Below are 23,613 nucleotides of genomic sequence, written 5' to 3'. Positions count from 1 at the left end.
TTCATTCTCCCCTTTCCCTTTACCCCGCGCGATCCTAAGTCCTGCCGATGCTTTCCGTTTCCCAAGCCGAAGCCCGTGTCTCCGATCTGGTCGCCGCCGCGCGCAAGGCCGGCGCCGATGCCGCGGACGCGCTTTATGTGATGAACGCCTCGACGCAGGTGCAGGTGCGCCTCGGCGCGCTGGAGGATGTCGAGCGTTCGGATGGCGAGGAGATCGGCCTTCGATTCTTCGTCGGGCGCCGTTCCGCCAGCGTTTCGTCGTCCGATCTGTCGCCGCAGGCGCTCGCGGCGCTGGTCGAACGGGCCGCCGCCATGGCGCGCGAGGCGCCCGAGGATGCCTATGCGGGGCTCGCGCCGGAAGAGCTGCTGCTGCGCGGCGCCATTCCGGAGATAGACGCGGATGACGGCGCCGATCCCGCGCCAGCCGAGCTGCGCGCCCGCGCGCTCGAGGCGGAGGATGCGGCGCGCGCCGTTCACGGCATCACCAACAGCGAGGGCGCCGGCGCCAGCGCCAGCCGCTCGGTGATTGCGCTCGCCACCAGCCATGGTTTTGCGAACAGCTATATGACGAGCGGCTATGGCTGCTCGGCGAGCGTGATCGCGGGCGAGGGCGGGGGCATGCAGCGCGATTATGCCTATCACTCCGCCCGCCATTTCGCCGATCTGGAGCCTTCCGCGATCATCGGCCGGCGCGCGGCGGATCGGGCCGTGGCCCGCCTCGATCCGGGCAAGCTGGCGAGCGGCGCGATGCCGGTGGTCTTCGATCCGCGCGTGGGATCGAGCCTGCTCGGCCATCTCGTCAGCGCGATCACCGGATCGGCAATCGCGCGCCGCACCAGCTTCCTGCTCGACGCGCTGGGTGAACAGATATTCGCACCCGGGATCAGAGTGCGTGACGATCCGCTCCGCCCGCGCGGCCTGCGTTCCAAGCCGCATGACGGGGAGGGGCTGCCGACCCGGCCGCTCGATATCATCGACGATGGCGTGCTGACCGGCTGGCTGCTCGAATCGGCCTCGGCGAGGCAGCTCGGCCTCCAGCCCACGGGCCATGCCACGCGCGGGATCGGCGGCCCTCCCGGCGCGGGCGTGACCAACCTCTATATGGAGGCGGGCGCGCTTTCACCCGAGGAGCTAATGGCGGATATCGGGCTCGGCCTCTATGTCACCGAGCTGATCGGCCAGGGCGTCAATGGCGTGACGGGCGATTACAGCCGGGGCGCATCGGGCTTCGTGATCCGCGATGGCCAGATCGCCGAATCGGTTGCGGAGATCACCGTCGCGGGCAATCTCAAGGAGATGTTCCGCGCACTGACCCCCGCCAATGACCTGGAATTCCGCCGCGCGATTGATGCGCCGACGCTGCGGATCGACGGGATGACCGTCGCCGGTGCGTGAAGGGCTGCTCGACGCCGTCAGCGCCATCACCGCCGAAGTCGGCCGGATGGTGCATAAGCGGTGGCGGGGCAGCTACAAGCGCTGGGAGAAGCTGCCCGGCCAGCCGGTCTGCGACGTCGATCTGGAAGCCGATGCACTGCTCCGCGAGCGGCTCGGCACGCTCGATCCGGAAGCAGGCTGGCTTTCCGAGGAGACGGCGGACAGCGCCGAGCGGCTGACGCGGGTGCGCGTCTGGGTGGTCGACCCGATCGACGGCACGCGCGATTTCGTGCGCGGACGCGAGGGCTGGGCGGTGTCGGTCGCGCTCGTCGAGGGCGGACGCCCGATCATCGGCGTGCTCGATGCGCCCGCGCGCGGCGAACATTGGCGCGCGGCGGCGGGCTGTGGGGCGAGCCGCAACGGCATTCGCCTGCACGCCTCCAGCCGCACCAAGCTTCCCGGAGCGCGCGTGCCCGCCGATGTTCTGCCGAAGGGGGATGCCGATCTGATCGCAGTCGCGAAGCCCAATTCGATCGCGCTGCGCATCGCGATGGTGGCGGCGGACGAGGCGGATCTGCTCGCAACGCTGCGCTGGGGCCATGAATGGGACATTGCCGCCGCCGCGCTGATCGCCCAGGAGGCGGGTGCCTCCGTTACCGACGCGCTCGGCCGGCCGCTGCGTTACAACAGCACCAAAGGCGAGATGTTCGGCGTGCTCGCGGCCAGCCCCGCCATCCATGCTGCCGCCGTCGCGCGGCTGGCTTCGCTCGCCGAGGAGGCGTTCGTCCGCCGGGTATGAATATTACCGCCGGGAACCGTGGGATGGGCTGGGGGTTCCACGATTCATGTTCGTCCGTCCGTTCCTGATCGTCGGATGCATCATGACCGTCGCCTCTCCGGCGGCGGGAAAGACGCTGGTCGCGGATCGGAAGTTTGATCGGAAGGCACTGGCAGCCGTCATCCTGCCTCAGCGACAGGCCATTGCTCCATCCGCCGCCCGCTATCGCACATCGGTCGCCGATCTGCCGCAGGGCGAGGTCGACAGCGCCTGGCGTCTCGAATGGGCCCGCAAGGGCGCGCTGGCGAAATTGGCCCGCCCGATCGGCTATAAAGAGCTGGCCGAATTCTATTATCGGCTGCCTCTCGGCGAGCGGATCACCTTGCAGCCCGGCATCCGCCATATCCGCCAGCGCGCGGGCCTGCGCGGGGAAAATGACGGCCGGACGGTGTTCGGCCTGGGCGCCAATTTCCGGTTGGGGCGTTAGAGATTTTCACCTGACCATGCTCGGGCGAAAGGCGCTCCGGCCGTCTCGGCCCCAACGTGTCGATATCCATCGCTCTGCCCCCCTCTCCCTTCGGAGGGGTGGGTAATTATCCTATTCGATCGGCTGTGGAACAGCGGCTTTCGGGCTCTTCCCATGGCCCTGGAATTGCGCGAACATCTTGTGGCGCATGGGCGTTTGGAGTGGGTTCATATGCTCTGGACCAGGCATTGCCGATGACCGCTTACACCGTTCCCCTCGCTGCCGGCAGCGCCGGCTTTTCGGCGGAAGGCCTCGCCCCGGGCACGCCGGTGCTGCTGGAGCGCGATCCCGGCGATTCGCGTGCCATCCGGGTGCTGACGGCCAATGGGGAGCATGTCGGGCATATCCATCCGCAGAGCGCGAAATGGATCATCGCGCGGATGGAGAAGGGCAAATATCTGAGCGCTCGAATCGCCTCCCAGGCGGTGGCGGCAGGCGATCCGCGCCGGCGCGTGCAGATAGCGATCGATACCGAGCCCGATCTGGGCGAAGGGCGCCCGTGGTGGCGACGCTTGTTCGGCTGATCGTGCTGCCCTGTCTCAGGCGGCGCCCAGATAGGGCTGGACGGGGCTGATATCATATCCCGCGCCCCGCGCCTTGGCCTGCAAGGCGGCGGGATCATCGCCCATTCTCGATCGCGCCAGCGCCCAGACGAGCGTCGAGCGCGTGCCCGAGCGGCAGAAGGCGAGCACCGGGCCGGACGTCTCCTCCAGCGCCTCGCGCATCGCCTGGACCTGGTCTTCCGAAAAGCCGGCATGGCTGATCGGGATCGCGCGGTAGCTCAGGCCCGCGGCCTTGGCGGCCGTCTCGATCTCGGCGGAGGAGGGCTGGCCGGGCTGTTCGTCGTCCGGCCGGTTGTTGATGATGGAGGTGAAGCCCTGCGCCGCCGCTTCGGCCACGTCCTCGGGCATGATCTGGCCTGCGACGGAGATAGTGTCGTCGAGCTTGCGGAACATGGGATCGTCTCCTTCTTGCGCGCCTCCTCTAGCCTCATTCCCGCGAGGGCGGGAACTCCTTAAACGCAGCGGCGGGCGCCCGCGCCAGAGCGGCGGAAAAGTCAGAAATTACGGATCACGTCGAGAAATGCCTGGCCATAGGCTTCCAGCTTGCGCGCGCCGATGCCCGACACCTGCTTCATGCCGCCCAGCGTGCGGGGCTTGAGCTCCGCCATCTCGCGCAAGGTCGCGTCGTGGAAGATCACATAGGGCGGCACGCCCTGTTCCCGGGCGAGATCGCGGCGGACCGCGCGCAGCGCATCGAACAGCGGATCGTCGGGATAATCCTGTGCCGCGCGATCCTTGCGGCGGCGCTCGCGCTTGGGCGGCAGGATGAGCATCACCTGCTCCTCGCCCTTCAATATGGGGCGTGCGGCGGGCCCGAAGGAAAGCCCGCCATATTCGTCCGCGCGCAGCGCATCGCGCGCCAGCAGCGCACGGGCGACGGGCTTGATCAGCCGCTGCTCCTCCTCGTCCGCGATGCCGAACACGGACAGGCGGTCATGGCCGAAGGAGCGGATCTTCTCCGTGTCCCGGCCGGCGAGCACATCCGCCAGATGGGTGATGCCGAAGCGCATTTCGGTGCGGAAGGCGGCGGACAGCAGCTTCTGCGCGGCCTGGGTCGCGTCGATCGAGGCGGGCGGCGTCAGGCAATTGTCGCAATTGCCGCAGCGCGCCGGCGGTTCCTCGCCGAAATGGCGCAGCAATATGGCGCGGCGGCAGTCCGGCGCCTCGACCAAGGCCGCGAGCGCGTTCAGCCGCTGGCGTTCGCCCGGCCGGCGCGCTTCCTCCATCTCCGTCTCGATCCGCCGGCGTGCGCGGGAGAAATCCTCCGCACCCCAGAAGAGATGCGCGACTGCCGGATCGCCGTCGCGGCCGGCGCGGCCGGTTTCCTGATAATAGGCCTCGATCGATCGCGGCAGGCCGGCATGGGCGACGAAGCGGACGTCGGGCTTGTCGATGCCCATGCCGAAGGCGATGGTCGCCACCATCACCATATCCTCCGAGGCGACGAAGGCTTGCTGATTGGCGGCGCGGACGGATGGATCGAGCCCGGCATGATAGGCGCGCGTCGGCCGCCCCGTCTGGCGCAGCGTCTCGGCCAGCCGCTCGGTCGCATCGCGGCTCGGTGCATAGACGATGCCCGGGCCCGGCGTCTCCGCGACGAGCGCCGAAAGCTGTCGCGGCAGCCCGTCGCGCGGCGAGATGGCGTAGCGGATGTTCGGCCGGTCGAAGCCCGCGAGGATCAGCCCGTCCTCGGGAATGCCGAGCTGGGCGAGAATGTCGGCGCGCGTATGGCGATCGGCGGTTGCGGTGAGCGCGAGGCGCGGGACATCGGGATGCGCATCGACCAGGCTGCGGAGCTGGCGATAGTCCGGCCGGAAATCATGGCCCCATTCGGAAACGCAATGCGCCTCGTCGATCGCGATCAGGCTCAGCGGCACCCGATCGAGCTGCCGGCGGAACCCTTCCATATTCGCGCGTTCGGGCGCGACATAGAGCAGGTCCAACTCGCCGTCGCGGAAACGGCGGATCGTCTCGTCGCGATTGTCGTCGGCCGAGGTCAGCGTCGCGGCCCTGATGCCCGCCGCCTCTGCCGAGCGGACCTGATCGTGCATCAGCGCGATCAGCGGCGAGATGACGAGGCCCGTGCCCGGGCGGCAGAGCGCGGGGATCTGATAGGTGAGCGACTTGCCCGCACCGGTGGGCATCACGGCCAGGCTGTGCCGCCCGGCCATGACGCGATCGATCACATCGCCCTGCCGGCCCCGGAAGGCGGCGAAGCCGAAGGTCGTGTGGAGAGCCTCTAGGGGAGTCGGCATGGGCCCCTCCCTAGAGGGAGTTTCGCGTGAATTGAACTGCGGATGGGCGACGGTTCACGCCTCTTCCATCGCCTGATCGCGCTCGAAAAGCTGGCGCGCCCACATTTCGGCATAGAGGCCGTCGGCGGCGAGCAGCTCCGCATGCGTGCCGCGCTCGACCACCCGGCCGGCCTCGAGCACGGCGATCTCGTCGGCATGGACGACCGTGGAAAGGCGGTGCGCGATGACGATCGTCGTGCGCCGTTCGGAAACCGCCTCGAGCGTGGTCTGGATATCCGCTTCGGTGCGGCTGTCGAGCGCGCTGGTGGCTTCGTCGAGGATCAGCAGAGGCGGGTTCTTGAGGAGCGTGCGGGCGATGGCGACGCGCTGCTTCTCCCCGCCCGAAAGCTTCAGTCCCCGCTCGCCCACGCGCGTGCGATAGCCTTCGGGCAGCGACATGATGAAATCATGGATCGCGGCCCCGCGCGCCGCGGCCTCTATTTCCTCCTGCGTCGCGCCGTCGCGGCCATAGCCGATATTGTAGCCGATCGTGTCGTTGAACAGCACCGTATCCTGCGGAACGATGCCGATCGCGCGCCTGAGCGAGCCCTGCGTCACCCGCCTGATATCCTGGCCGTCGATCGTGATGCGGCCGCCCGTCACTTCGTAGAAGCGGAAGAGGAGGCGTGCGAGGGTGGACTTGCCCGCGCCCGATGGCCCCACGACCGCGAGCGTCGCGCCAGCGGGAATTTCGAGATCCACGCCCTTCAATATCGGCCGTTCCGGATCATAGGCGAATTCGACATTTTCGAAGCGCACCGCGCCGCCCGCCACGGCGAGCGGCCTGGCATCGGGCGCGTCGACGACCTCGGCCTGGGTATCGACCAGCCCGAACATCGCCTCCATGTCGATCAGGCCCTGGCGGATCTCGCGATAGACCATGCCGAGAAAGTCGAGCGGCCGGAAAAGCTGGGCGAGCAGCGTGTTGACCAGCACCACGTCGCCGATCGAGAACATGCCCCGGCTCCAGCCCCATATGGTGAACGCCATCGTGCCACCCATCATCAGGTTGGTGATTAGCGACTGGCCGATGTTCATCATCGCCAGCGACGTCTCCACCTTGGTCGTGGTGTCGACCAGCCGTTCGACGGCATGGGAATAGCGCCGCTGTTCCACCTCCTCGGCGCTGAAATATTTGACCGTTTCGTAGTTCAACAGCGAATCGACGGCACGCTGGGTCGCCTCGCTATCATGTTTCGTCCAGTCGCGGCGGAGCCCAATGCGCCATTCGGTCATCCGCCGGGTGAAGGCGATATAGGCGGTCACCATCAGCACGGTCGCTGCGACCAGACCCCAGCCGAACTTCACGAAGAAGATGATGCAGACCGCCGACAGCTCGATGATCGTCGGGCCGATGTTGAAAAGGATGAAATAGAGCATCGAATCGATGCTCTTGGTGCCGCGCTCGACGATCTTGGTCAGCGCGCCCGTGCGGCGTTCCAGATGGTAGCGCAGCGACAGCGCATGGAGATGGCGGAACACCTCGACCGAGAGGCGGCGCGCCGCATCCTGCCCCACCCGTTCGAAAATGGCGTTGCGGACATTGTCGAAGAAGACGCCGCCGAAACGCGCGCCGGCATAGGCGATCACCAGCGCCATCGCGAGCAGCGCCGCCGGCTCCGCGCCGGGCGTCATCCGGTCGATCGCGCCTTTGTAGGCGAAGGGCATTGCGAGCGTCGCCGCCTTGGCCGCCACCACCAGCAGCAGCGCGATCACCACGCGCGCGCGCAACGCCGGATTGTCGGCCGGCCAGAGATAGGGAAGGAAGCGGCGGAGCGCGGTAAAGCCGGCCTTGGGCTTGGCGGGAGCAGTTTCAGGAGGCATTGCACGCCAACATAGGCGATCCCCGCTTCAGAACCAGAGCCGGAATCGCGCAGGCGCCGGAACAGGGCGCTCCATCGCACGTTGCACGCCGGACCGAACGAAAGGCTGGGGGCAATGGGGGCTGCCTTTTACGTCATGGTGATACTCGGCTGCAGCGATGCGGGCACCGCATGCCGCGATGTGCGTACGCTCGCCACGCGCTATGCGAGCCTCGATGCCTGCAAGATTGCAACATCGGCGATGCTCCTCGATCATAGCGACATCGATTATCCGGTGGTGATGGCGGAATGCCGCCCCGCTTCCGAAAGGCTGACAAGGGCCGCGCCGCGCGGATCGGCAGCGGTTTCGCGCCTCTCTTCCGTCGCACGTCCGCAACCGGCCGTCCCGCCCGGCTGAACCCCGGGGCATGAGCCGGCGTTGACCGGGCTCCAGCCACCGGGAGAGCATCATGATCGAGACCCATGCACCGGAACCGATGATCCGCGAGGATCGCCTGCCCGGCCATGAGAGCCGGCTGGAGCCGAAGCCCGAATGGATGCCACGCTATCCGGGGTCGGGGCGGCTGACAGGCAAGATCGCGATCGTCACGGGCGCGGACAGCGGCATAGGACGCGCCGTTGCGGCCCTGTTCGCGCGCGAAGGCGCGGACGTCGCCATCCTCTATCTATGCGAGCATGATGATGCGGCGGAAACCGCGCGGATCGTCGCGCTCGAAGGCCGGCGCGCAATCGCCATTGCCGGCGATGTCGGCGACAAGGCCTTTTGCGAGCGCGCCGTGGCCGAAGTGGTGCAGAAGCTCGGCGGGGTAGATATTGTCGTCAACAATGCCGGCGAGCAGCATCCCGACAAGGATATCGTCGATATCACGGAGGAGCAGCTTCGCCGGACCTTCCAGACCAACATATTCGGCATGTTCTTCATGGTGCAGGCGGCGCGGCCGTATCTGAAATCGGGTGCCGTCATCATCAATTGCACCAGCGTGACGAGCTATCAGGGCGAGAAGGAACTGCTCGATTATTCGAGCACCAAGGGCGCGATCACGGCCTTCACCCGTTCGCTCAGCCAGCAGCTGGTGGGGAAGGGCATTCGCGTCAATGCGGTCGCGCCCGGGCCCATCTGGACGCCGCTCAATCCCAGCGGCGGCGCCTCGCCCGAAAAGCTGGAAAGCTTCGGCAAGCATGTGCCGATGGGGCGTCCCGGCCAGCCCAATGAGGTGGCGCCTTCCTTCCTGTTCCTCGCCTGCGAGGATTCGAGCTATATGTCGGGGCAGGTGCTGCACCCGAACGGCGGCACGGTTGTCAACGGATGAGGCGTCAATGGATGAGGCGGCGCGGGCCCGAGCGTCAGTGCTTCACCCAGTGGGAGCGGATGAAATAGGCCGATATGGCCAGCGCGATCCCGGCGCAGAGTATCACGACGCCCCAGAAGGCCCAGCGCGCATGGGCGAAGGGAATGCCCTCCACATTCATGCCGAGCAGGCCGGTGAGGAAGGTCAGCGGCAGGAAGACCAGTGCCACGATCGCGATCAGCAGCGTGCGCGTCTCCGTCTGCTCGGCGCGCAGGTCGGTAAGCTGTTCGTGAAGGAGGGCGGATCGCTCGCGCACCGCCTCCAGCTCCTCGGCCATGCGGGCGAAGCGATCGGCTGCCTCGCGCAGATGCAGCCGATCGCCTTCCTCCAGCCAGTCGAGATTGAATTCCGCCATCCGCTCGAGCGCCTGCCGCTGTGGCGCCACGAATCGCCGATAGGCGATCGCGCGGGATCTGGCGCGGGTGATGAGCCGGCGCATTTCAAAGGCATGGCCGGGATCCAGCGACACTTCGCATTCGTCGATCAGGTCGCCCAGATCCGCCACTACGGGATCGAACCTGGCGGTGATGATCATTGCGAGATTGGCGATCAGGTCGCCGGGATCACGGATCCGGCTCGCCTCCATCCGCTCGCGCAGCTCCTCCAACCCGCCCAGCTTGCGGAAGCTGACCGAAATCGCCCGGCCCTGATCGGCCCAGAGGCGGATCGAAACGAGCGGGTCGCCGCCATTGAAGTCGAGCTCGGCCTCCCCATTCGCGGCTTCCTCCTTCAGCCCACGCAGGTTCACGAGTGCGCCCGGGCCGATATGCTCGCTGCGCGGGCGGGTCTCCGTCGCGGTCAGCGCGGAAAGCACCGTTTCGGGAAGCCGGGTATGCGCCTGCAACCAGGCGAGCGCATCTTCGCGCCGGCCATGAAAATGAAACCAGCTGAACAAAGCGGGGGCGCTGCTCCTGTCGGCCGCGCGTGCGCTGCCGGTCTGTACCCGTCCCTGTTCGTCCAGCACCAGCGTCCAGCCGGTCATGTCCGATCCCAGGCCCGATCCCAGGCGATGTCGAGCGTCAGGCCGGGGCCTGGATCGCAAGACGGCATTTCGCCTGTTATGCGTTCCGCATCGGCGCGTGCCCGGCTCAGGATCGTGCCCGGCACGTCGGCGCGATGATAGAGGCGATCGGCGCGCCCGAGTAGGCGCGCATCGCGTAGCGTAAGGTCATCCGGATCGGCGGAGCGGATGCGGATCAGCGCCCGTTCCTGTGCCGCTCCGCAACTGCCGGAGGCGATCCAGCCCGCCACATCCTCCGTCCCATGTTCCGTCAGGGGATCGAGCAGGCCGCCGGGATCGAGCGCGGCGTCGATCGCGCGGCGGCGGGCGTCCGGCTCCGGCCAGCGCGCCCGGATCGCGGCGCGCGCGGCATGGAGTGCCGCGGCGAGCCGGCCCAGCCCTGCCGGAAGCATCGCTTCGATCCGCTGGCGCAGCGCCTTGGCCAGCCCCGCCGAAGCGCCGCCCGTGCCGATCGCGATCAGCACGGGATCGCGATCGACTATCGCCGGAAGGGTGAAGTCGCAAAGCGCGGGACGATCGACCGCGTTGATCAATATGCCCCGCGCGCGCAGCCGTGCGACGGCGGCCTTTGCCGCATCCTCCTCCTCGATTGCGACGATGGCGAGCGGCGCTTCGGCTGCCTCGCCGACGATCCGCGCGCCTGCCCGCTCCAGCAGCCGCCGCTTCGCCGCCGCTGCCGTCCCGTCGCCCAGCAGGATGACGGGACGGTCGCATAATGTCACGAATATGGGCAGGCTGTGCGTGGCATCCTCCGGATCAGAGCGTCTTGATGAAGTCCCGGATCGAATCGGCGATATCGGCCCGTTCGAGCGCGAGCGCGATATTGGCCTGGATGAAGCCCGCCTTGTCGCCGCAATCATGGCGATCGCCATGGAATGTCCGCGCATGGAAGGGCTGCTCGCCGATCAGCTTGGCCATCGCGTCGGTGAGCTGGATTTCGCCGCCCGCGCCCTTTTCCTGCGAGGTGAGGATATCGAGCACCTCCGGCTGGAGGATATAGCGCCCGACGACGGCGAGCCGCGACGGGGCGGTGCCTGCCTTGGGCTTCTCGATCAGGCCCTTCACCTCGGTCACGGCGCCTTCGCTCGTGCCCGGATCGACGATGCCGTAGCGATTGGTATGTTCCTCGGGCACTTCCAGCACCGCGACGACATTCCCGCCCTTGGCCTGATGCGTCTCGACCATCTGGGCGAGGCAGGGCGAGGCGGGGTTCCAGAGCAGTTCGTCGGGCAGCAGCACCGCGAAGGGCTCGTCGCCGATCAGGTGGCGCGCGCACCATACGGCATGGCCCAGGCCCGCCATTTCCTGCTGGCGGACGAACGCCGCCTGGCCGGGCGCAAGGCGCGTTTCCGACAAGGTCGCCAATATGTCCTTCTTCGATTTTGCGACCAGATCGGTCTCGATCTCGAAGGCGCGGTCGAAATAATCCTCGATCGCGCCCTTATTGCGGCCGGTTACGAAGATCATCTTTTCGATGCCGGCCGCGAGCGCCTCATCGACGGCATATTGGATCAGCGGCCTGTCGACGACGGGCAGCATCTCCTTGGGTATGGCCTTGGTAGCTGGAAGAAATCTTGTGCCGAAACCTGCGACTGGGAAAACCGCCTTGCGTACCGGCTTCATGCTGCCTCCTCGTCTAGCCATGGCGGAAGATCGTCCGCCGCGATCAGCATTTCGATGGGTTGCCGATTACGTACTATCGCCCAATTTGTTTCAGATACCATCACTTCCGGTGTCAAGGGACGCGAATTGTACGTATTGGCCATGGTCGCGCCATAGGCGCCTGCAGTCATGAAGGCGACGAGGTCGCCCGGTTCGACTTGATCCATTGGGCGCTTCTTGGCGAAGGTGTCGCCGCTCTCGCATATGGGGCCGACTATATTGGCGGTGAAGCTGGGCCCGCGCGGCACGACCGCGCGGATATGATGCCATGCGTCATAAAGGCTGGGGCGCAGAAGATCGTTCATCGCCGCATCGACGATCACGAAGGGATCGGCGCTGCCCTGCTTCACGCGCACGACGCGGGACAAGAGGATGCCGGCATTGCCGACGATCACCCGGCCCGGCTCGAAGACGAGGCGGACATTCCATCCCGCCGTCACGTCGCGCACCATCTCGCCATAGGCGGCGGGGCTCGGCGGCAGGGGGAGGGAAGGGTCATAGGGCACGCCCAGTCCGCCGCCCAGATCGGCGGTGGTGATTTCATGCCCGTTCGCACGCAATTCGGCGATCAGCAGCCCGACCTTCTCGAACGCCGCGCGGGAAGGGGCGAGATCGGTGAGCTGGCTGCCGATATGGACCGCCACGCCCTGCACCCGCAGCCCTGGCAGGTTCCGCGCCAGTTCATAGGCAGCAAGCGCGCGATCATAGGCGACGCCGAACTTGTCCTCGGACTTGCCCGTCGAAATCTTCGCATGGGTGCCGGCATCGACATTGGGATTGATGCGGAAGGCGACGGGCGCCGTCACGCCCAGCGATGTGGCGACGGCCGACAGCATCTCCGCCTCGGGCTCGGATTCCAGATTGAACTGGCCGATGCCTTCGCGCAGCGCCAGCGCCATCTCGTCGGCGGTCTTGCCGACGCCGGAAAAGACGATCTTTTCGGCCGCAAGGCCGGCGGCCCGTGCGCGGAGCAGCTCGCCGCCCGAGACGACGTCGGCGCCCAGGCCCAGCCGGGCCAGTGTCGCCAGCACGGCGCGATTGGGATTGGCCTTCACCGCGAAGGCGATCCAGGGATCGGCCACGCCCGCAAGCGCCTCGCGAAAGACGTGGACATGGCGCTCGATCGTCGCGGTCGAATAGACGTAGACGGGGGTGCCGACTTCTTCGGCGATGAGGCTGAGCGGCACATCCTCGGCATGGAGAACGCCGTCACGAAGATCGAAATGGTCCATCTATGGTCTTGCTCGTCAGCCCGGTGGGGGAAGGTCGAAGCGGTCGTCCGGCCGCTCCTGCGATTTGGTGAGAAGTTCCTCGCTCCGCCCCGGCCGCTGGTCGGTGGGGGAGGTGAGAAGCTGGTCCACGCTCGGCGCCTGGCTGGCCATTGCCGGTTTCGGCGGAAGCGACTTGCCGGCCACGGGTTTCAGCGTCTCGCGGCTGCCACAGGCGGCGAGCAGCAAGAGCAAGGCGGCAGGGGCGAGCTTCCTCATCCATCCATCCCCAGGGCTTTGCGCGCGTCGGCGATGCGGGCGCGGACCTGTTGCGGCGCGGTGCCGCCATGGCTGCTGCGGCTGGCGACCGACGCATCGATCGAGAGCGCCTCGAACACGCGACCATCGATGCGTTCGTCTATCTCGCGCAGCTTTTCCAGCGGCAGGTCGACCAGCGCGCTATTGTGGCGCTCGGCGAGGCGGACGACGGTGCCGGTGATGTGATGCGCCTCGCGGAAGGGGATGCCGGCGACGCGGACGAGCCAGTCGGCCAGATCGGTCGCGGTGGAGAAGCCCGCCTCGGCGGCGGCGCGCATCTTCGCGGTCACGAAGCTCGTCGTCTCGACCATGCCGGTCATCGCGGCGATGGACAGGGCGAGCAGGTCATGCGCCTCGAAGACGGGGGGCTTATCGTCCTGCATGTCCTTCGAATAAGCGAGCGGCAGGCCCTTCATCGTCATGGTGAGCGAGATCATCGCGCCGGCGATCCGCCCCGAATGGCCGCGCACCAACTCGGCGGCGTCGGGATTGCGCTTCTGCGGCATGATCGACGAGCCGGTGGAATAGGCATCGGGCAGCGAGACGAAGCCATAGGGCTGGCTCGCCCAGATCACGAATTCCTCGGCGAGGCGCGACAGGTGCAGGCTGCACTGGGTAGCCGCCATCAGATAATCGAGCGCGAAATCCCGATCCGAGACGGAATCGAGCGAATTGTCCGTCGGCCGGGCGAAGCCGAGTTCGGCGGCGGTCGCATGGCGGTCGATCGGGAAGCCCGTGCCGGCAAGCGCGGCGGAACCCAGCGGGCATTCGTTGAGCCGCGCCCGGGCGTCCTGGAAACGGGAGCGGTCGCGGCGGATCATCTCATAATAGGCCATGAGATGATGGCCGAGCGTGACCGGCTGGGCGACCTGAAGATGGGTGAAGCCGGGCATGACGGCATCGGCATGATCGCCCGCGCGGGCGACGAGCGCCTTCTGGAGCGAGGCGAGGCCGGCATCGACCGCGTCGATCGCGTCGCGGACCCAGAGGCGGAAGTCGGTCGCCACCTGATCGTTGCGCGACCGGGCGGTGTGGAGACGGCCGGCGGCGGGGCCGATCAGCTCGGCGAGGCGATGTTCGGTCGCCATATGGATGTCTTCGAGGGCGAGATCCTCATTTACACCATTGGCAATATATTCGCCCTCGATCCGGTCGAGCCCGGCGAGGATGGCGGATGAGTCCGGGCCCGTCACGATCCCCTGCTTGGCGAGCATCCGGACATGCGCGCGCGAGCCGGCGAGATCCTGCTGCCAAAGTCGCTTGTCGAAGGGGATGGACGCGTTAATTTCGCGCATCACCGCAGCCGGGCCTTCAGCGAAGCGCCCGCCCCACATCGAATTGGAGTCTTCCGTGCGCGCGCTAATCCTACTTCTCCTGCCTTTGTCGCTCGTGTCGCTCGCCGCATGCGATAGGCAAAAGGCCGAACAGCCGCAAGCGCAGCCGGGCGCGGAAAAGGCACCTAAGGTAGAGAGCGGCAAGGTCGATCATGCGAAGAAGGGCGAGGCCGCGCCCGACGCCGCCTTTGCCGACGGGGACGAGGCGCCGGTGACGATCGCGAGCTTCAAGGGCAAGCCGCTGCTCGTCAATTTGTGGGCCACATGGTGCGCGCCCTGCGTCGCGGAAATGCCGACGCTCGATGCGCTGGCAGAACGCGAGGCGGGGCGCATGGGCCTGATCGTGGTCAGCCAGGACATGGAGGGTCGCCGCGCCGTGTCGCCCTTCTTCGCCAAGGCGAAGTTCCGGAATTTGAAGCCCTATCTCGACAAGGAGAATGGGCTGATGCTGGCGCTGAAGGCGGACACGTTGCCGATGACGATCCTCTATGACGCCGAGGGCCGCGAGATCTGGCGCGTGACGGGGGCGATGGACTGGACGAGCGCCAAGGCCAAGGCGCTGATCGATCAGGGGCTGGCAGGAGGGGCAGCCGCCGCGCCGGGCGTCTGACCGCCGATGATCCCGCGCGATCGCCCTTTCGTCCTGCTCGACGACGCCCGCGTCACGGCGGCGGCGCCCGCGCGGCTGTTCGTTGATCCGGCGGGAATCGTCGTGGCCCGTGCCCCCGGGGAGGTGGCGCCCGCGCTGGAGCGGCTGCGCGAGACCATAAGAGGCGGACGTCATGCCGCCGGCTGGATCGGCTATGAGGCCGGCCATGCGCTGGAGCCGAAGCTGGGCGCGCGCGCGGATGGCACGGCGGCGGACGGCGCGCCCTTATTGTGGTTCGGCTTGTTCGACCGGGTAGAGACGATCGCGGCGGACGCCGTGCCGGCGCTGCTGCCCGATCCGGCCGGGGCCTGGGCCGGGACTCCCCGTCCGCTCGTCAGCCGGACGGACTATGAGGCGGCGGTCGCCCGCATCCTGGCCTTCATCGCGGCGGGGGATATTTATCAGGCGAATCTGAGCTTCCGCGCGACGGTGCGCATCGCCGGCCACCCGCTGGCGCTCTATGCGCGCCTTCGGGCCGCGTCGCGCGCGGGATGGGGCGGGCTGATCTTCACCGGCGATCATTGGCTGCTCTCGCTTTCGCCCGAGCTGTTCTTCACGCTGGACGGCGGGCGGCTGACGACCCGGCCGATGAAGGGCACGGCGCCGCGCCTGATGGATCCGGCGGCGGATGCGGCCGCCGTCGCGGCGCTCGCCGCCGATCCCAAGCAGCGCGCCGAAAATCTGATGATCGTCGATCTGCTGCGCAACGATCTCGCCCGGGTCGCGGCGCCCGGCAGCGTATCCGTGCCGGCGCTGTTCGAGATCGAAACCTATCCGACCGTGCATCAGATGACCTCGACCGTAACGGCCGAGCTGGCCGAGGGGCATGACGCGGTGGACGTGCTGGCGGCGCTGTTTCCCTGCGGATCGGTGACGGGCGCGCCCAAGATCAGGGCGATGGAGATCATCGCCGAGACGGAAAGCTCGCCGCGCGGGGCCTATACCGGATCGATCGGCTGGCTTGCGCCGGAGGGAGGGGCGGCATTCAATGTGGCGATCCGCACGATCATGCTGCGACAGGGGGAGGATCATGGACTTATCGGTCTCGGTTCGGGAATCGTCGCCGATTCGACCGCCGCTGCGGAATGGGACGAATGCCGCGCAAAAGGGGCATTCGTGACGGCGGGGGCGCGGCCGTTCGACCTGATCGAGACGATGCGTTTCGACGCGCATGACGGGATCGTAGATCTGGAACGGCATATCGCGCGGATGAAGGCAAGCGCCTGCGCACTGGGCTTCCGCTTCGATCATCATGCGCTACGCAATGAATTGCAGGCGGCAACCTTCCGCCTGCAGGAGGATATGCGGCTGAGGATGCGCCTGTCGCCCAGCGGGGCGGTAGCGATCGAGGCGAGCCGGCTGCCCGAGCCGCCGATGGAGGAAGGGCGCGTGGCGGTGGCGATTGCGTCGCTGCCGGTCGATCGCGCCGATTTCCGGCTGCGCCACAAGACGAGCGACCGAAGCTTCTACGACGCTGCGCGGGCGGCCGGGGGCGCGTTCGAGACGTTGTTCGTCTGTCCCGAAGGCTATGTGACCGAGGGCAGCTTCACCAATGTGTTCGTCGAGCGGCGAGGGAGGCTCGTCACGCCGCCGCTGTCGCGCGGGCTGCTGCCCGGAATATTGCGCGCGCGGCTGATCGAGGAGGGGCGCGCGGTGGAAGGAGACGTCCGTCCCGATGATCTCCGTAAAGGATTCTTGCTCGGCAACGCGCTGCGCGGACTGATCCTTGCCCGGCTGGCGCAAGCGGGGCTATAGCGCGCGCCCGTAACCCATTACGGAAAGCCCTGTCCCCATGAGCCTGATCTCGGCGGCCCTGAACCGCATCTCGCCCTCGCCCACGCTTGCCATGACCAGCCGCGTGCTGGAGTTGAAGGCCAAGGGCATCGACGTGATCGGCCTTTCGGCAGGCGAGCCCGATTTCGACACGCCCGATTTCGTGAAGGAAGCGGCGATCGAGGCGATCCGGGCGGGCAAGACCAAATATACCAATGTCGACGGCACGGCCGAGCTGAAGGCGGCGGTGGCCACCAAGTTCGCGCGCGACAATGGCCTGAGCTATGCGCCGGACCAGATCAGCGTGAATGTCGGCGGCAAGCACACTTTGTTCAACGCGCTGGTGGCGACGGTCGACCCGGGCGACGAGGTGGTGATCCCCGCGCCTTATTGGGTGAGCTATCCCGACATCGTCCAGTTCGCGGGCGGCACGCCCGTGATCGTGAAGGCGGGCGCGGACCAGAATTACAAGATCCTGCCCGAGCAGCTCGACGCGGCGATCACGCCGAAGACCAAGTGGGTGCTGCTCAATTCGCCGTCCAACCCCTCGGGCGCGGCCTATACGGCAGCGGAACTGAAGGCGCTGGGCGAGGTGCTGCTGCGTCACCCGCATGTCTGGGTGATGGCGGACGATATGTATGAGCATATCGTCTATGACGATTTCGAATTCGCCACCATCGCGCAGGTGACGCCCGAGCTTTACGAACGGACGCTGACGGTGAACGGCTGTTCCAAGGCCTATTCGATGACGGGCTGGCGGATCGGCTTCGCGGGCGGGCCGACCAAGCTGATCAAGGCGATGGCCAAGCTCCAGTCGCAATCCACCTCCAATCCCTGCTCGATCGCGCAGGCGGCGGCGGTGGCGGCGCTGAGCGGTCCGCAGGATCATCTGAAGGAGCGGGCAGCGGCCTTCCAGAAGCGGCGCGACCTGGTCGTCTCGATGCTCAACCAGGTGAACGGCATTTCCTGTCCGCGTCCCGAAGGCGCCTTCTACGTCTATCCGGACGTGTCGGGGCTGATCGGCAAGACCACGCCGGGCGGAAAGCGGATCGAAAATGATGCGGACCTGATCGACTATTATCTCGACGAGGCGCGCGTGGCGGCGGTGCATGGCGCAGCCTTCGGGCTCGAGCCGGCCTTCCGGGTGAGCTATGCCACGTCGGAGGCGATCCTGACCGAAGCCTGCACCCGCATCCAGACGGCGTCGGCGGCGCTGCGCTGAACTTTCGGGCCACTGAACTTTCGGGACCCTGCCGCGCGTCCATGATAGGATGCGCGGCATGATCCGACTCCCGATACGCCTGTTCGCCGGCGGCGCGGCCATCGCGCTGTCGGCGGCTTTCTTTTTGTCCCCGTCGGTCGTTTCCGCCGAGACGGCGGTTGAGGCTCCGGCGCCGCTCGTCACCGTGTCGGCGACCGCGACGCGCGAGACGGCGATATTCGCGGGCGGCTGCTTCTGGGGCGTGCAGGGTGTCTTCCAGCATGTGAAGGGCATCACGAGCGCGGTTTCCGGCTATGCCGGCGGCACGCGGCAGGATGCATCCTATGATCGGGTGTCGGACGGCGACACCGGCCATGCCGAGGCGGTGCGCGTGACATTCGATCCGCGCGTCGTGAACTATGCCGATCTGCTGCGCATCTTCTTCTCGGTGGTGGCCGATCCGACGACGCTCAACGCGCAGGGGCCGGATCGCGGCACCCAATATCGCTCCGCTCTGTTTCCGACGAGCGCCGCGCAGGAGAAGGTGGCACGCGCCTATATCGATCAGCTCGGCAAGGCCCGGCTATGGCAGCGCCCGATCGTGACGCGGATCGAGCCGGCCCGGCCCTTCTATCCGGCCGAGGATTATCATCAGGATTATCTGACGCGCCATCCGGACGCGCCCTATATCCGGATCAACGATATGCCCAAGCTGGCGGCGCTGAAGCGGCTCTATCCGCAAAGCTGGCGGGCGGCGCCGGTATTGGTGCGGGGTTAGGGCTTTTCACCTGACCGTGCTCGCCCTGAGCCTGTCGAAGGGTGCCGAGATGCGTGTGGTCTGACGGACTCGATGCGGGCTTCGACAAGCCTGAGCGCGGTGGTGAAAGACGTTCTGGACTTTCGATCCACGCCCGTCGCCCCTGCCGAGGCAGGGGCGACGATGCGCTGGATCTACAGCGGCTTGGAATAGATGCGGTAGGTGCGGTTGATATGGCTGTCGATCGTCTCGGCGATCGAGCGCATCCCCTGATTGTCATCGAGGATCCAGCCGATCTCGCCCCGGCTCGCGCCATAATGAGCGACCGCGTCGCGGCGGATATATTCGATCATCATGAAGGCGAGCTGGCTGGCCAGCCGGCTCGCCTGGAGCCGCTTCACCACGCCCATCAGCGGCACGCGCATCGTGCGGACCTTGGGCCGGCCGGACAGGCCGCCGCGCAGCCGCCAGAGCAGCTTGACGAAGCCGAAGGGGAAGAGGCGGCCATTCAGGTCCGCCGTCATCTCGTTCAGATCCGGCAGCGTCATCATGAAGGCGACAGGCTCGCCGTCCAGCTCGGCCACGCGGATCAGATCCTCGAAGACGATCGGCTTCAGCTTCTTGCCGGCATAGGCGATTTCCGCGTCGGTGAGCGGCACATAGCCCCAATTATTGCCCCAGGCATCGTTGAGGATGCCGAGGATCAGCGCCGCTTCCGCGTCGAAGCGGCTCTTGTCCACCTTGCGGATGCGGATGCGCGCATTGCGCTCGCCCGAGGTGACGATGCGCTGGACGAGCGGCGGGAATTCGCGGCCGATGTCGAGCTCATAGGTATGGAGATCCTTGATCCCCCTATAGCCCGCGGCCTCGATCCAGGCTTCGTGGCGGGCGTCATGATGGCCCATCATCACGGTTGGCTTGTGATCATGGCCGAGCACGAGCAGGCCGGGCTCGTCCCAAATGGACAGGCTGACCGGGCCGATCGCGCGCGTCATGCCCCGGGTGCGCAGCCAATCTTCTGCGACCGCGAGCAGGGCCGCGACGGTCTCGCCATCCTCCGCCTCCAGCATGCCCCAATTGCCCGTGCCGGGGCCGCCGCCCTGCGCCTCGGGCATGTCCTGGACGAGCCGATCGACCTGCGCGGAGATGCGGCCGACGGTGCGGCCGTCCCGGCTGGCGAGGAAGAAGGCGGCCTCGGCATGGCCGAACCAGGGGTTCTTTCTCGGATCGATCAGGCCATGGACCTCGTCCTTGAGCGGCGGCACCCAGTTCGGGTCCTTCGCATTCAGGCGATAGGCGAGGTTGACGAACTCGCGACGATCGGCCCCGGATTCGACCGGGCGGACGAGGATCATGACGGCTCCGTCAGCGGCGGATGCGGGTGACGGGATGGCCGGTGGCGACGCCCCCGGACAGCCGCGCGACATGCGGATAACGCTCGGCCACCTCCGGCGTATAGCCGAGATTGAACACGGTCGGGCTCTTCTTCCGCTCGCTCACCTTCTCGTAGAGCGTGCCGAACAGCCGATCCCAGAAATAGTTGGTGATGCCGAAATTGCCCGTCTCATCATGGAAATGATGCGCCATGTGGCGGGTCTTCATCGCCAGCAGAAGCTTGTTCTTTGGCTTGTAGGAGAGATGCTGGATGCAGTGGCAGAATTCGTAGAGGCAGGTGGAGACAAGGCCCGTCGCGAAGGCCGCGCAGGCGCCGCCGAAGCCGCCGATCAGATAACCGAGCGGGGCCGTCACCAGCGCGATCGTCGGCAGCGTGGTGTGCAGCGCGCCGAACAGCACCTCGAGATGGTTCGGATCCTGATGATGATCATAATGGATGCGCTTCCACGTCGCGGCGAGGAAGGGCACCTTGAACATCCAGCGGCTGTGCAGCACCCAGCGGTGGATGCAGTACCAGGCGAGCGGATAGAAGAGGATCGCCACGCCGATCGCAGCCGCCGTATTGAGCAACGGCGCCGGGCGCCAGACATAAAAGCCGACCGAGACTGCCGCGGCGAGCAGATAGGCGATGATCGCCGGATATTGGAAATAGGCGACCACCAATTCCCTGAGCGTCATCCTGTCCAGATGATGCGAGCGGTTCCAGAAGCCGGTCTTGGCCTGCGTCGTCACGGGTAACAATCCTCAGAAAGCTCTACGGGCAATCGGTGCCCAACATATCAGCGCGCCGATATGGCACAGTGACATGAATGTGCAATGAGGCTGTTTTGGGGCCAGTTTCCGGCGGAGGCGGTCAGGCGGGGCCAAGACGGAGTTTGCGGGCCGACTTTCCGAGCGCCGCCTTGTCCTGTGGCGCGAGGCCGAGACGGGCCGAAATCCAGAGGATTATGGGCCAGGCGGCGAGCATGACGAGCCCCTCGATCCAGCGCGGCAGGGACGTGGTGGCGAGCGCCAGAAGGGCGAAGGCGGCGCAGCTCGCGAGTGCCACCAGGAACGACCGGGTGAAGGGAGCTTGAAAGGCGAACAGCCCTTCCTGCGCGCGCAACTGGGCGACCGAGAGGGCCGCGACGCTGATCTGGCCGACCGCGACGCTGAGCGCGATTCCCGTGACGGCCAATATGTCCTTGGTGAGGAGCAGCGTGGCGGCGGAGGCGGCGAGCGCGATCGCGCTGTTGAGCATGGGCAACGAGCGGCGGCCGATCACCTGCTGGATCGCGGTGGCGGGGCCGAGTGTCGCCTCGATCGCGCGCGCCGCCGTCAATATCGCCATGATCGGCAGCGCCGCCTCGCTGCCATGGGCGAAGGTGGCAAGCAACGCCGCCCCGCCGGCGACGAGTGCTGCGGCCGTGGGCGTCGCGAGCAGCATCGAGATGCGGACCGAAAAGCCGTAAAGCGCCTGGATCGTCTCCCGCTCGCCGCGCGCGGCGGCGGATGCGATGGGGGCGAGGACATAGCCCATCGTCTGGCGGACGATCTGCGGGATGCTCGCCACCTTGCGGGCAATGGCATAGAGGCCCGCCGCCGCCGCGCCCGCGGCACCGGGCGCGAGCATATTGGCGATGATGGTGGGTAGATCGCTGAATATCCGGGCGAGGATGTTTGCGGGAAGCACCGAGATGCCCGACCAGAAGAGATCGGCATAGGCGGGGCGATCGAGGCGCACGCCCATCACCTCCCTCAGATCGATGAACCGGCCGAGCAGGCGCAGCGACAGTGCGGCGGTGATCGCCAGGCTGGCGAGATGCGCGACGAGCAGGCCGAGCGTGTCGACGCCCGCCGCCCACAGGCCCCCCGCGACGATCAGCCGGGCAATCTGTTCCCAGAGCAGGCGGAGGCGGATTTCCGGGCCGAAGGCGTGGAGCGCGCGCAGCGCCGAGGTGGCGATCTCGATCGTCGCCCAGAGGGGGAGTGCCCAGGCGAACAGGCGGATCGCCGTTTCCAGCCGGGGCAGATCGCTTGCCGCGACATTGAGCAGCGGCGCGACCCGATGCGCGAGGAGCGAGGCGAGGAGCGCCGCGATCAGATTGGGCAGCACGCCGAGGATGAAGGCGCCGCGCACCGCCGCCGCGCGGGCGCGGGCATTGGCGGCCTGGGGCAGGACGCGCTGGAGCCCGCTCGTCATGCCGAGATCGAGGATATTCTCGATAAGGTTCACCAGCGACCAGAGCACCATATAGAGCCCATAGGTCGGCAGGCCGAACATCCAGGTATAGGCCGGCTGGGCGACGACCTCGATCACCGCGCCGAGCCGCGCCGCGAGCACCGAGCCGGCGCCCTTCACCGCCCGGCGGCGGGTGGCGACCGATTCGGCGCTTTCCCCGATCGCGCCTCGGCCCGTCATTCCTCGGTGCGGATCAGCACCGTCTCCCCGATCAGCAGGAACAGGCAGAAGGGCGCCCAGGCGGCGAGCAGCGGCGGATAGGCGCCGAGATTGCCCATGGCGAGCGCGAAATTATCCGCCACGAAATAGGCGAAGCCGAGCGCCATGCCGATCACCGCGCGGACGAACAACCGGCCCGAACGGGCAAGGCCGAAGCCGGCGACACCGGCGAGCAGCGGCATCAGCACCGATGAAAGCGGGCCCGACAGCTTGTGCCACAGCACGGTTTCGAGCGCACCGGTAGGCCGGCCGGCGGCCTTGAGATCGGCGATCGCGTTTCTGAGCCCGCCGAAGGAGCGGCCGTCGCCATTGACGTTGGAGAGCGTGAAGCGATCGGGCGTGACGTTGCTGGCAACGATCCGCATGGGCATCAGCGTTTCCACCCCGCGCGCGACATCGAAGCGGCGGACATTTTCGAGGCGCCAGCCACCCGGAACCTGCGTCGCCCGGTCCGAACGGACGATCGCTTCCAGCCGGCCGCCGCTGCGATCGAAATAGGTGATGCCGGCAAGCCGTGTGGCGGCTCCGCGCCCGCTGGCGGCATCGACATGGATCAGATCGTCCCCGTCGCGTACCCAGACATTGGTCTCGATCCCGCGATCGCGGGGCAGGGGGCCGTAATTGGCGTCCTGCCAGGCACTGAGCGTCGCGGTGGCGCGGCTGACGATCCGATCGTTGAAGCAGAAGGACGCGACCGCGATGCCCATGCTGGCGACGATCAGCGGGGCGAGGATCTGATGGGCGGAAATGCCCGCCGCCTTCATCGAGATGACCTCGCTATTCTGATTGAGCGTGGCAAGCGTGATGAGCGTGCCGAGCAGCACCGCGAAGGGCAGGAAGCGGGCGACGATCTGCGGCGTGCGCAGCGAGACATATTGCCAGAGCTGGGCGTCGCCATTGCCGGGAAAAGCGAGGATGTTGCCCGATTCGCCGAGCAGATCGAGCGTCATCAGCACGATGACGAGCGCCGCGAGCACGGCTGCCGTGCGGACGAGGAACATGCGCGCCATGTAGAAGGTGATGGTGCGCGAGGCGAAGAATTCGATGTTCATCGGGCGACAGACCCTGATCCGTCCTGATTGGACCGGCGCTGCTGCGGAGGCAAGGGGCCGTCGCTCTCGCGATGCGCGGTTCCGCCGGCGGAGGGAG

At 67.0% G+C, this 23,613-nt stretch carries 23 protein-coding genes; 10 read left to right on the top strand and 13 right to left on the bottom strand.

Annotated elements, in window-relative coordinates; all coding sequences use genetic code 11:
- Window positions 1–47: 47 nt before the first annotated feature.
- The 4 genes from CLG96_RS16915 (at window position 48) to CLG96_RS16900 (ending at window position 3,201) form a co-directional block, all read left to right on the top strand.
- Entirely contained in the window at window positions 48–1,394 is a 1,347-nt protein-coding gene (locus CLG96_RS16915) for a TldD/PmbA family protein (protein ID WP_107969742.1), read from the top strand.
- Window positions 1,387–2,172 carry a 3'(2'),5'-bisphosphate nucleotidase CysQ gene (locus CLG96_RS16910; RefSeq protein ID WP_107969740.1) on the top strand — a complete coding sequence of 262 codons (786 nt, stop codon included), beginning with the start codon at window positions 1,387–1,389 and terminating at the stop codon, window positions 2,170–2,172. Before CLG96_RS16915 ends, CLG96_RS16910 begins: the two co-directional genes overlap by 8 nt.
- Window positions 2,173–2,254: 82 nt before the next feature.
- Window positions 2,255–2,638, top strand: a complete 384-nt coding sequence (locus tag CLG96_RS16905) for a hypothetical protein (RefSeq protein ID WP_133175416.1) — start codon at window positions 2,255–2,257, stop codon at window positions 2,636–2,638.
- A 233-nt stretch (window positions 2,639–2,871) separates the two neighbouring features.
- A complete protein-coding gene (locus CLG96_RS16900; protein WP_107969736.1) occupies window positions 2,872–3,201 on the top strand; it encodes an HIRAN domain-containing protein in 330 nt (109 codons plus the stop codon).
- A 15-nt stretch (window positions 3,202–3,216) separates the two neighbouring features.
- Here the strand turns inward: CLG96_RS16900 and CLG96_RS16895 are convergent, their stop codons facing one another.
- The 3 genes from CLG96_RS16895 to CLG96_RS16885 all read right to left on the bottom strand — a co-directional run bounded on the left by CLG96_RS16895 (window position 3,217) and on the right by CLG96_RS16885 (window position 7,358).
- Window positions 3,217–3,633 carry a protein tyrosine phosphatase family protein gene (locus CLG96_RS16895; RefSeq protein WP_107969734.1) on the bottom strand — a complete coding sequence of 139 codons (417 nt, stop codon included), beginning with the start codon at window positions 3,631–3,633 and terminating at the stop codon, window positions 3,217–3,219.
- Between the two features lie 101 nt (window positions 3,634–3,734).
- Window positions 3,735–5,495: a DNA helicase RecQ gene (recQ, locus tag CLG96_RS16890; RefSeq protein WP_107969732.1), complete on the bottom strand. Its 1,761-nt coding sequence runs from the start codon at window positions 5,493–5,495 to the stop codon at window positions 3,735–3,737.
- A gap of 54 nt (window positions 5,496–5,549) precedes the next feature.
- Window positions 5,550–7,358: an ABCB family ABC transporter ATP-binding protein/permease gene (locus CLG96_RS16885; protein WP_107969731.1), complete on the bottom strand. Its 1,809-nt coding sequence runs from the start codon at window positions 7,356–7,358 to the stop codon at window positions 5,550–5,552.
- A gap of 114 nt (window positions 7,359–7,472) precedes the next feature.
- Between CLG96_RS16885 and CLG96_RS16880 the strand changes: the two genes are divergently transcribed.
- Both CLG96_RS16880 and CLG96_RS16875 read left to right on the top strand, forming a co-directional pair.
- Entirely contained in the window at window positions 7,473–7,754 is a 282-nt protein-coding gene (locus CLG96_RS16880; protein ID WP_207796734.1) for a hypothetical protein, read from the top strand.
- 52 nt (window positions 7,755–7,806) lie between these two features.
- Entirely contained in the window at window positions 7,807–8,667 is an 861-nt protein-coding gene (locus CLG96_RS16875; RefSeq protein WP_107969729.1) for an SDR family oxidoreductase, read from the top strand.
- A 34-nt stretch (window positions 8,668–8,701) separates the two neighbouring features.
- Here CLG96_RS16875 and CLG96_RS16870 read toward each other — a convergent pair whose 3' ends face one another.
- Genes CLG96_RS16870 through argH form a run of 6 tightly spaced genes read right to left on the bottom strand, consistent with a single transcriptional unit; the run spans window position 8,702 to window position 14,249 of the window.
- Window positions 8,702–9,688 carry a zinc transporter ZntB gene (locus tag CLG96_RS16870; RefSeq protein ID WP_107969727.1) on the bottom strand — a complete coding sequence of 329 codons (987 nt, stop codon included), beginning with the start codon at window positions 9,686–9,688 and terminating at the stop codon, window positions 8,702–8,704.
- The gene (locus CLG96_RS16865) at window positions 9,685–10,449 is read right to left on the bottom strand and encodes a precorrin-2 dehydrogenase/sirohydrochlorin ferrochelatase family protein (RefSeq protein ID WP_243395843.1); all 765 of its coding nucleotides are present in this window, start codon (window positions 10,447–10,449) and stop codon (window positions 9,685–9,687) included. The genes CLG96_RS16870 and CLG96_RS16865 overlap by 4 nt, the downstream gene beginning before the upstream one ends.
- Before the next feature lie 34 nt (window positions 10,450–10,483).
- Complete coding sequence (gene galU, locus CLG96_RS16860) at window positions 10,484–11,350, bottom strand: UTP--glucose-1-phosphate uridylyltransferase GalU (RefSeq protein ID WP_107969722.1); 867 nt, start codon at window positions 11,348–11,350, stop codon at window positions 10,484–10,486.
- Entirely contained in the window at window positions 11,347–12,621 is a 1,275-nt protein-coding gene (gene lysA / locus CLG96_RS16855; protein ID WP_107969720.1) for a diaminopimelate decarboxylase, read from the bottom strand. The genes galU and lysA overlap by 4 nt, the downstream gene beginning before the upstream one ends.
- Before the next feature lie 15 nt (window positions 12,622–12,636).
- Window positions 12,637–12,876, bottom strand: a complete 240-nt coding sequence (locus CLG96_RS16850; protein ID WP_107969719.1) for a hypothetical protein — start codon at window positions 12,874–12,876, stop codon at window positions 12,637–12,639.
- Window positions 12,873–14,249 (bottom strand): argininosuccinate lyase, encoded by a 1,377-nt coding sequence (gene argH / locus CLG96_RS16845; RefSeq protein ID WP_107969717.1) that lies wholly within the window; start codon window positions 14,247–14,249, stop codon window positions 12,873–12,875. The genes CLG96_RS16850 and argH overlap by 4 nt, the downstream gene beginning before the upstream one ends.
- A gap of 16 nt (window positions 14,250–14,265) precedes the next feature.
- Between argH and CLG96_RS16840 the strand changes: the two genes are divergently transcribed.
- Genes CLG96_RS16840 through msrA form a run of 4 tightly spaced genes read left to right on the top strand, consistent with a single transcriptional unit; the run spans window position 14,266 to window position 18,650 of the window.
- Window positions 14,266–14,859 carry a TlpA family protein disulfide reductase gene (locus CLG96_RS16840; protein ID WP_243395842.1) on the top strand — a complete coding sequence of 198 codons (594 nt, stop codon included), beginning with the start codon at window positions 14,266–14,268 and terminating at the stop codon, window positions 14,857–14,859.
- Between the two features lie 6 nt (window positions 14,860–14,865).
- Window positions 14,866–16,653, top strand: a complete 1,788-nt coding sequence (pabB, locus tag CLG96_RS16835; RefSeq protein WP_107969715.1) for an aminodeoxychorismate synthase component I — start codon at window positions 14,866–14,868, stop codon at window positions 16,651–16,653.
- A gap of 37 nt (window positions 16,654–16,690) precedes the next feature.
- Window positions 16,691–17,893, top strand: coding sequence for a pyridoxal phosphate-dependent aminotransferase (locus CLG96_RS16830; protein ID WP_107969713.1), 1,203 nt, complete (start codon window positions 16,691–16,693; stop codon window positions 17,891–17,893).
- Window positions 17,894–17,951: 58 nt separating this feature from the next.
- Entirely contained in the window at window positions 17,952–18,650 is a 699-nt protein-coding gene (msrA, locus tag CLG96_RS16825) for a peptide-methionine (S)-S-oxide reductase MsrA (protein WP_107969875.1), read from the top strand.
- Between the two features lie 173 nt (window positions 18,651–18,823).
- Here the strand turns inward: msrA and CLG96_RS16820 are convergent, their stop codons facing one another.
- The 4 genes from CLG96_RS16820 to lptG form a co-directional block, all read right to left on the bottom strand.
- Complete coding sequence (locus tag CLG96_RS16820) at window positions 18,824–19,984, bottom strand: N-acetyltransferase (protein ID WP_107969711.1); 1,161 nt, start codon at window positions 19,982–19,984, stop codon at window positions 18,824–18,826.
- A gap of 10 nt (window positions 19,985–19,994) precedes the next feature.
- On the bottom strand, window positions 19,995–20,702 hold the full coding sequence (locus CLG96_RS16815; RefSeq protein ID WP_107969873.1) for a sterol desaturase family protein: 708 nt from the start codon (window positions 20,700–20,702) through the stop codon (window positions 19,995–19,997).
- A 175-nt stretch (window positions 20,703–20,877) separates the two neighbouring features.
- The gene (locus CLG96_RS16810) at window positions 20,878–22,425 is read right to left on the bottom strand and encodes a polysaccharide biosynthesis protein (protein WP_243395841.1); all 1,548 of its coding nucleotides are present in this window, start codon (window positions 22,423–22,425) and stop codon (window positions 20,878–20,880) included.
- Window positions 22,422–23,516 (bottom strand): LPS export ABC transporter permease LptG, encoded by a 1,095-nt coding sequence (lptG, locus tag CLG96_RS16805; RefSeq protein WP_107969710.1) that lies wholly within the window; start codon window positions 23,514–23,516, stop codon window positions 22,422–22,424. The genes CLG96_RS16810 and lptG overlap by 4 nt, the downstream gene beginning before the upstream one ends.
- Between the last annotated feature and the right edge of the window lie 97 nt (window positions 23,517–23,613).

This window comes from Sphingomonas oleivorans (assembly GCF_003050615.1).
Taxonomy (GTDB): Bacteria; Pseudomonadota; Alphaproteobacteria; order Sphingomonadales; family Sphingomonadaceae; genus Sphingomonas_H; species Sphingomonas_H oleivorans.
Note: the sequence above shows the minus strand (reverse complement) of the source record. Positions and strands in the feature narration are given on the sequence as shown.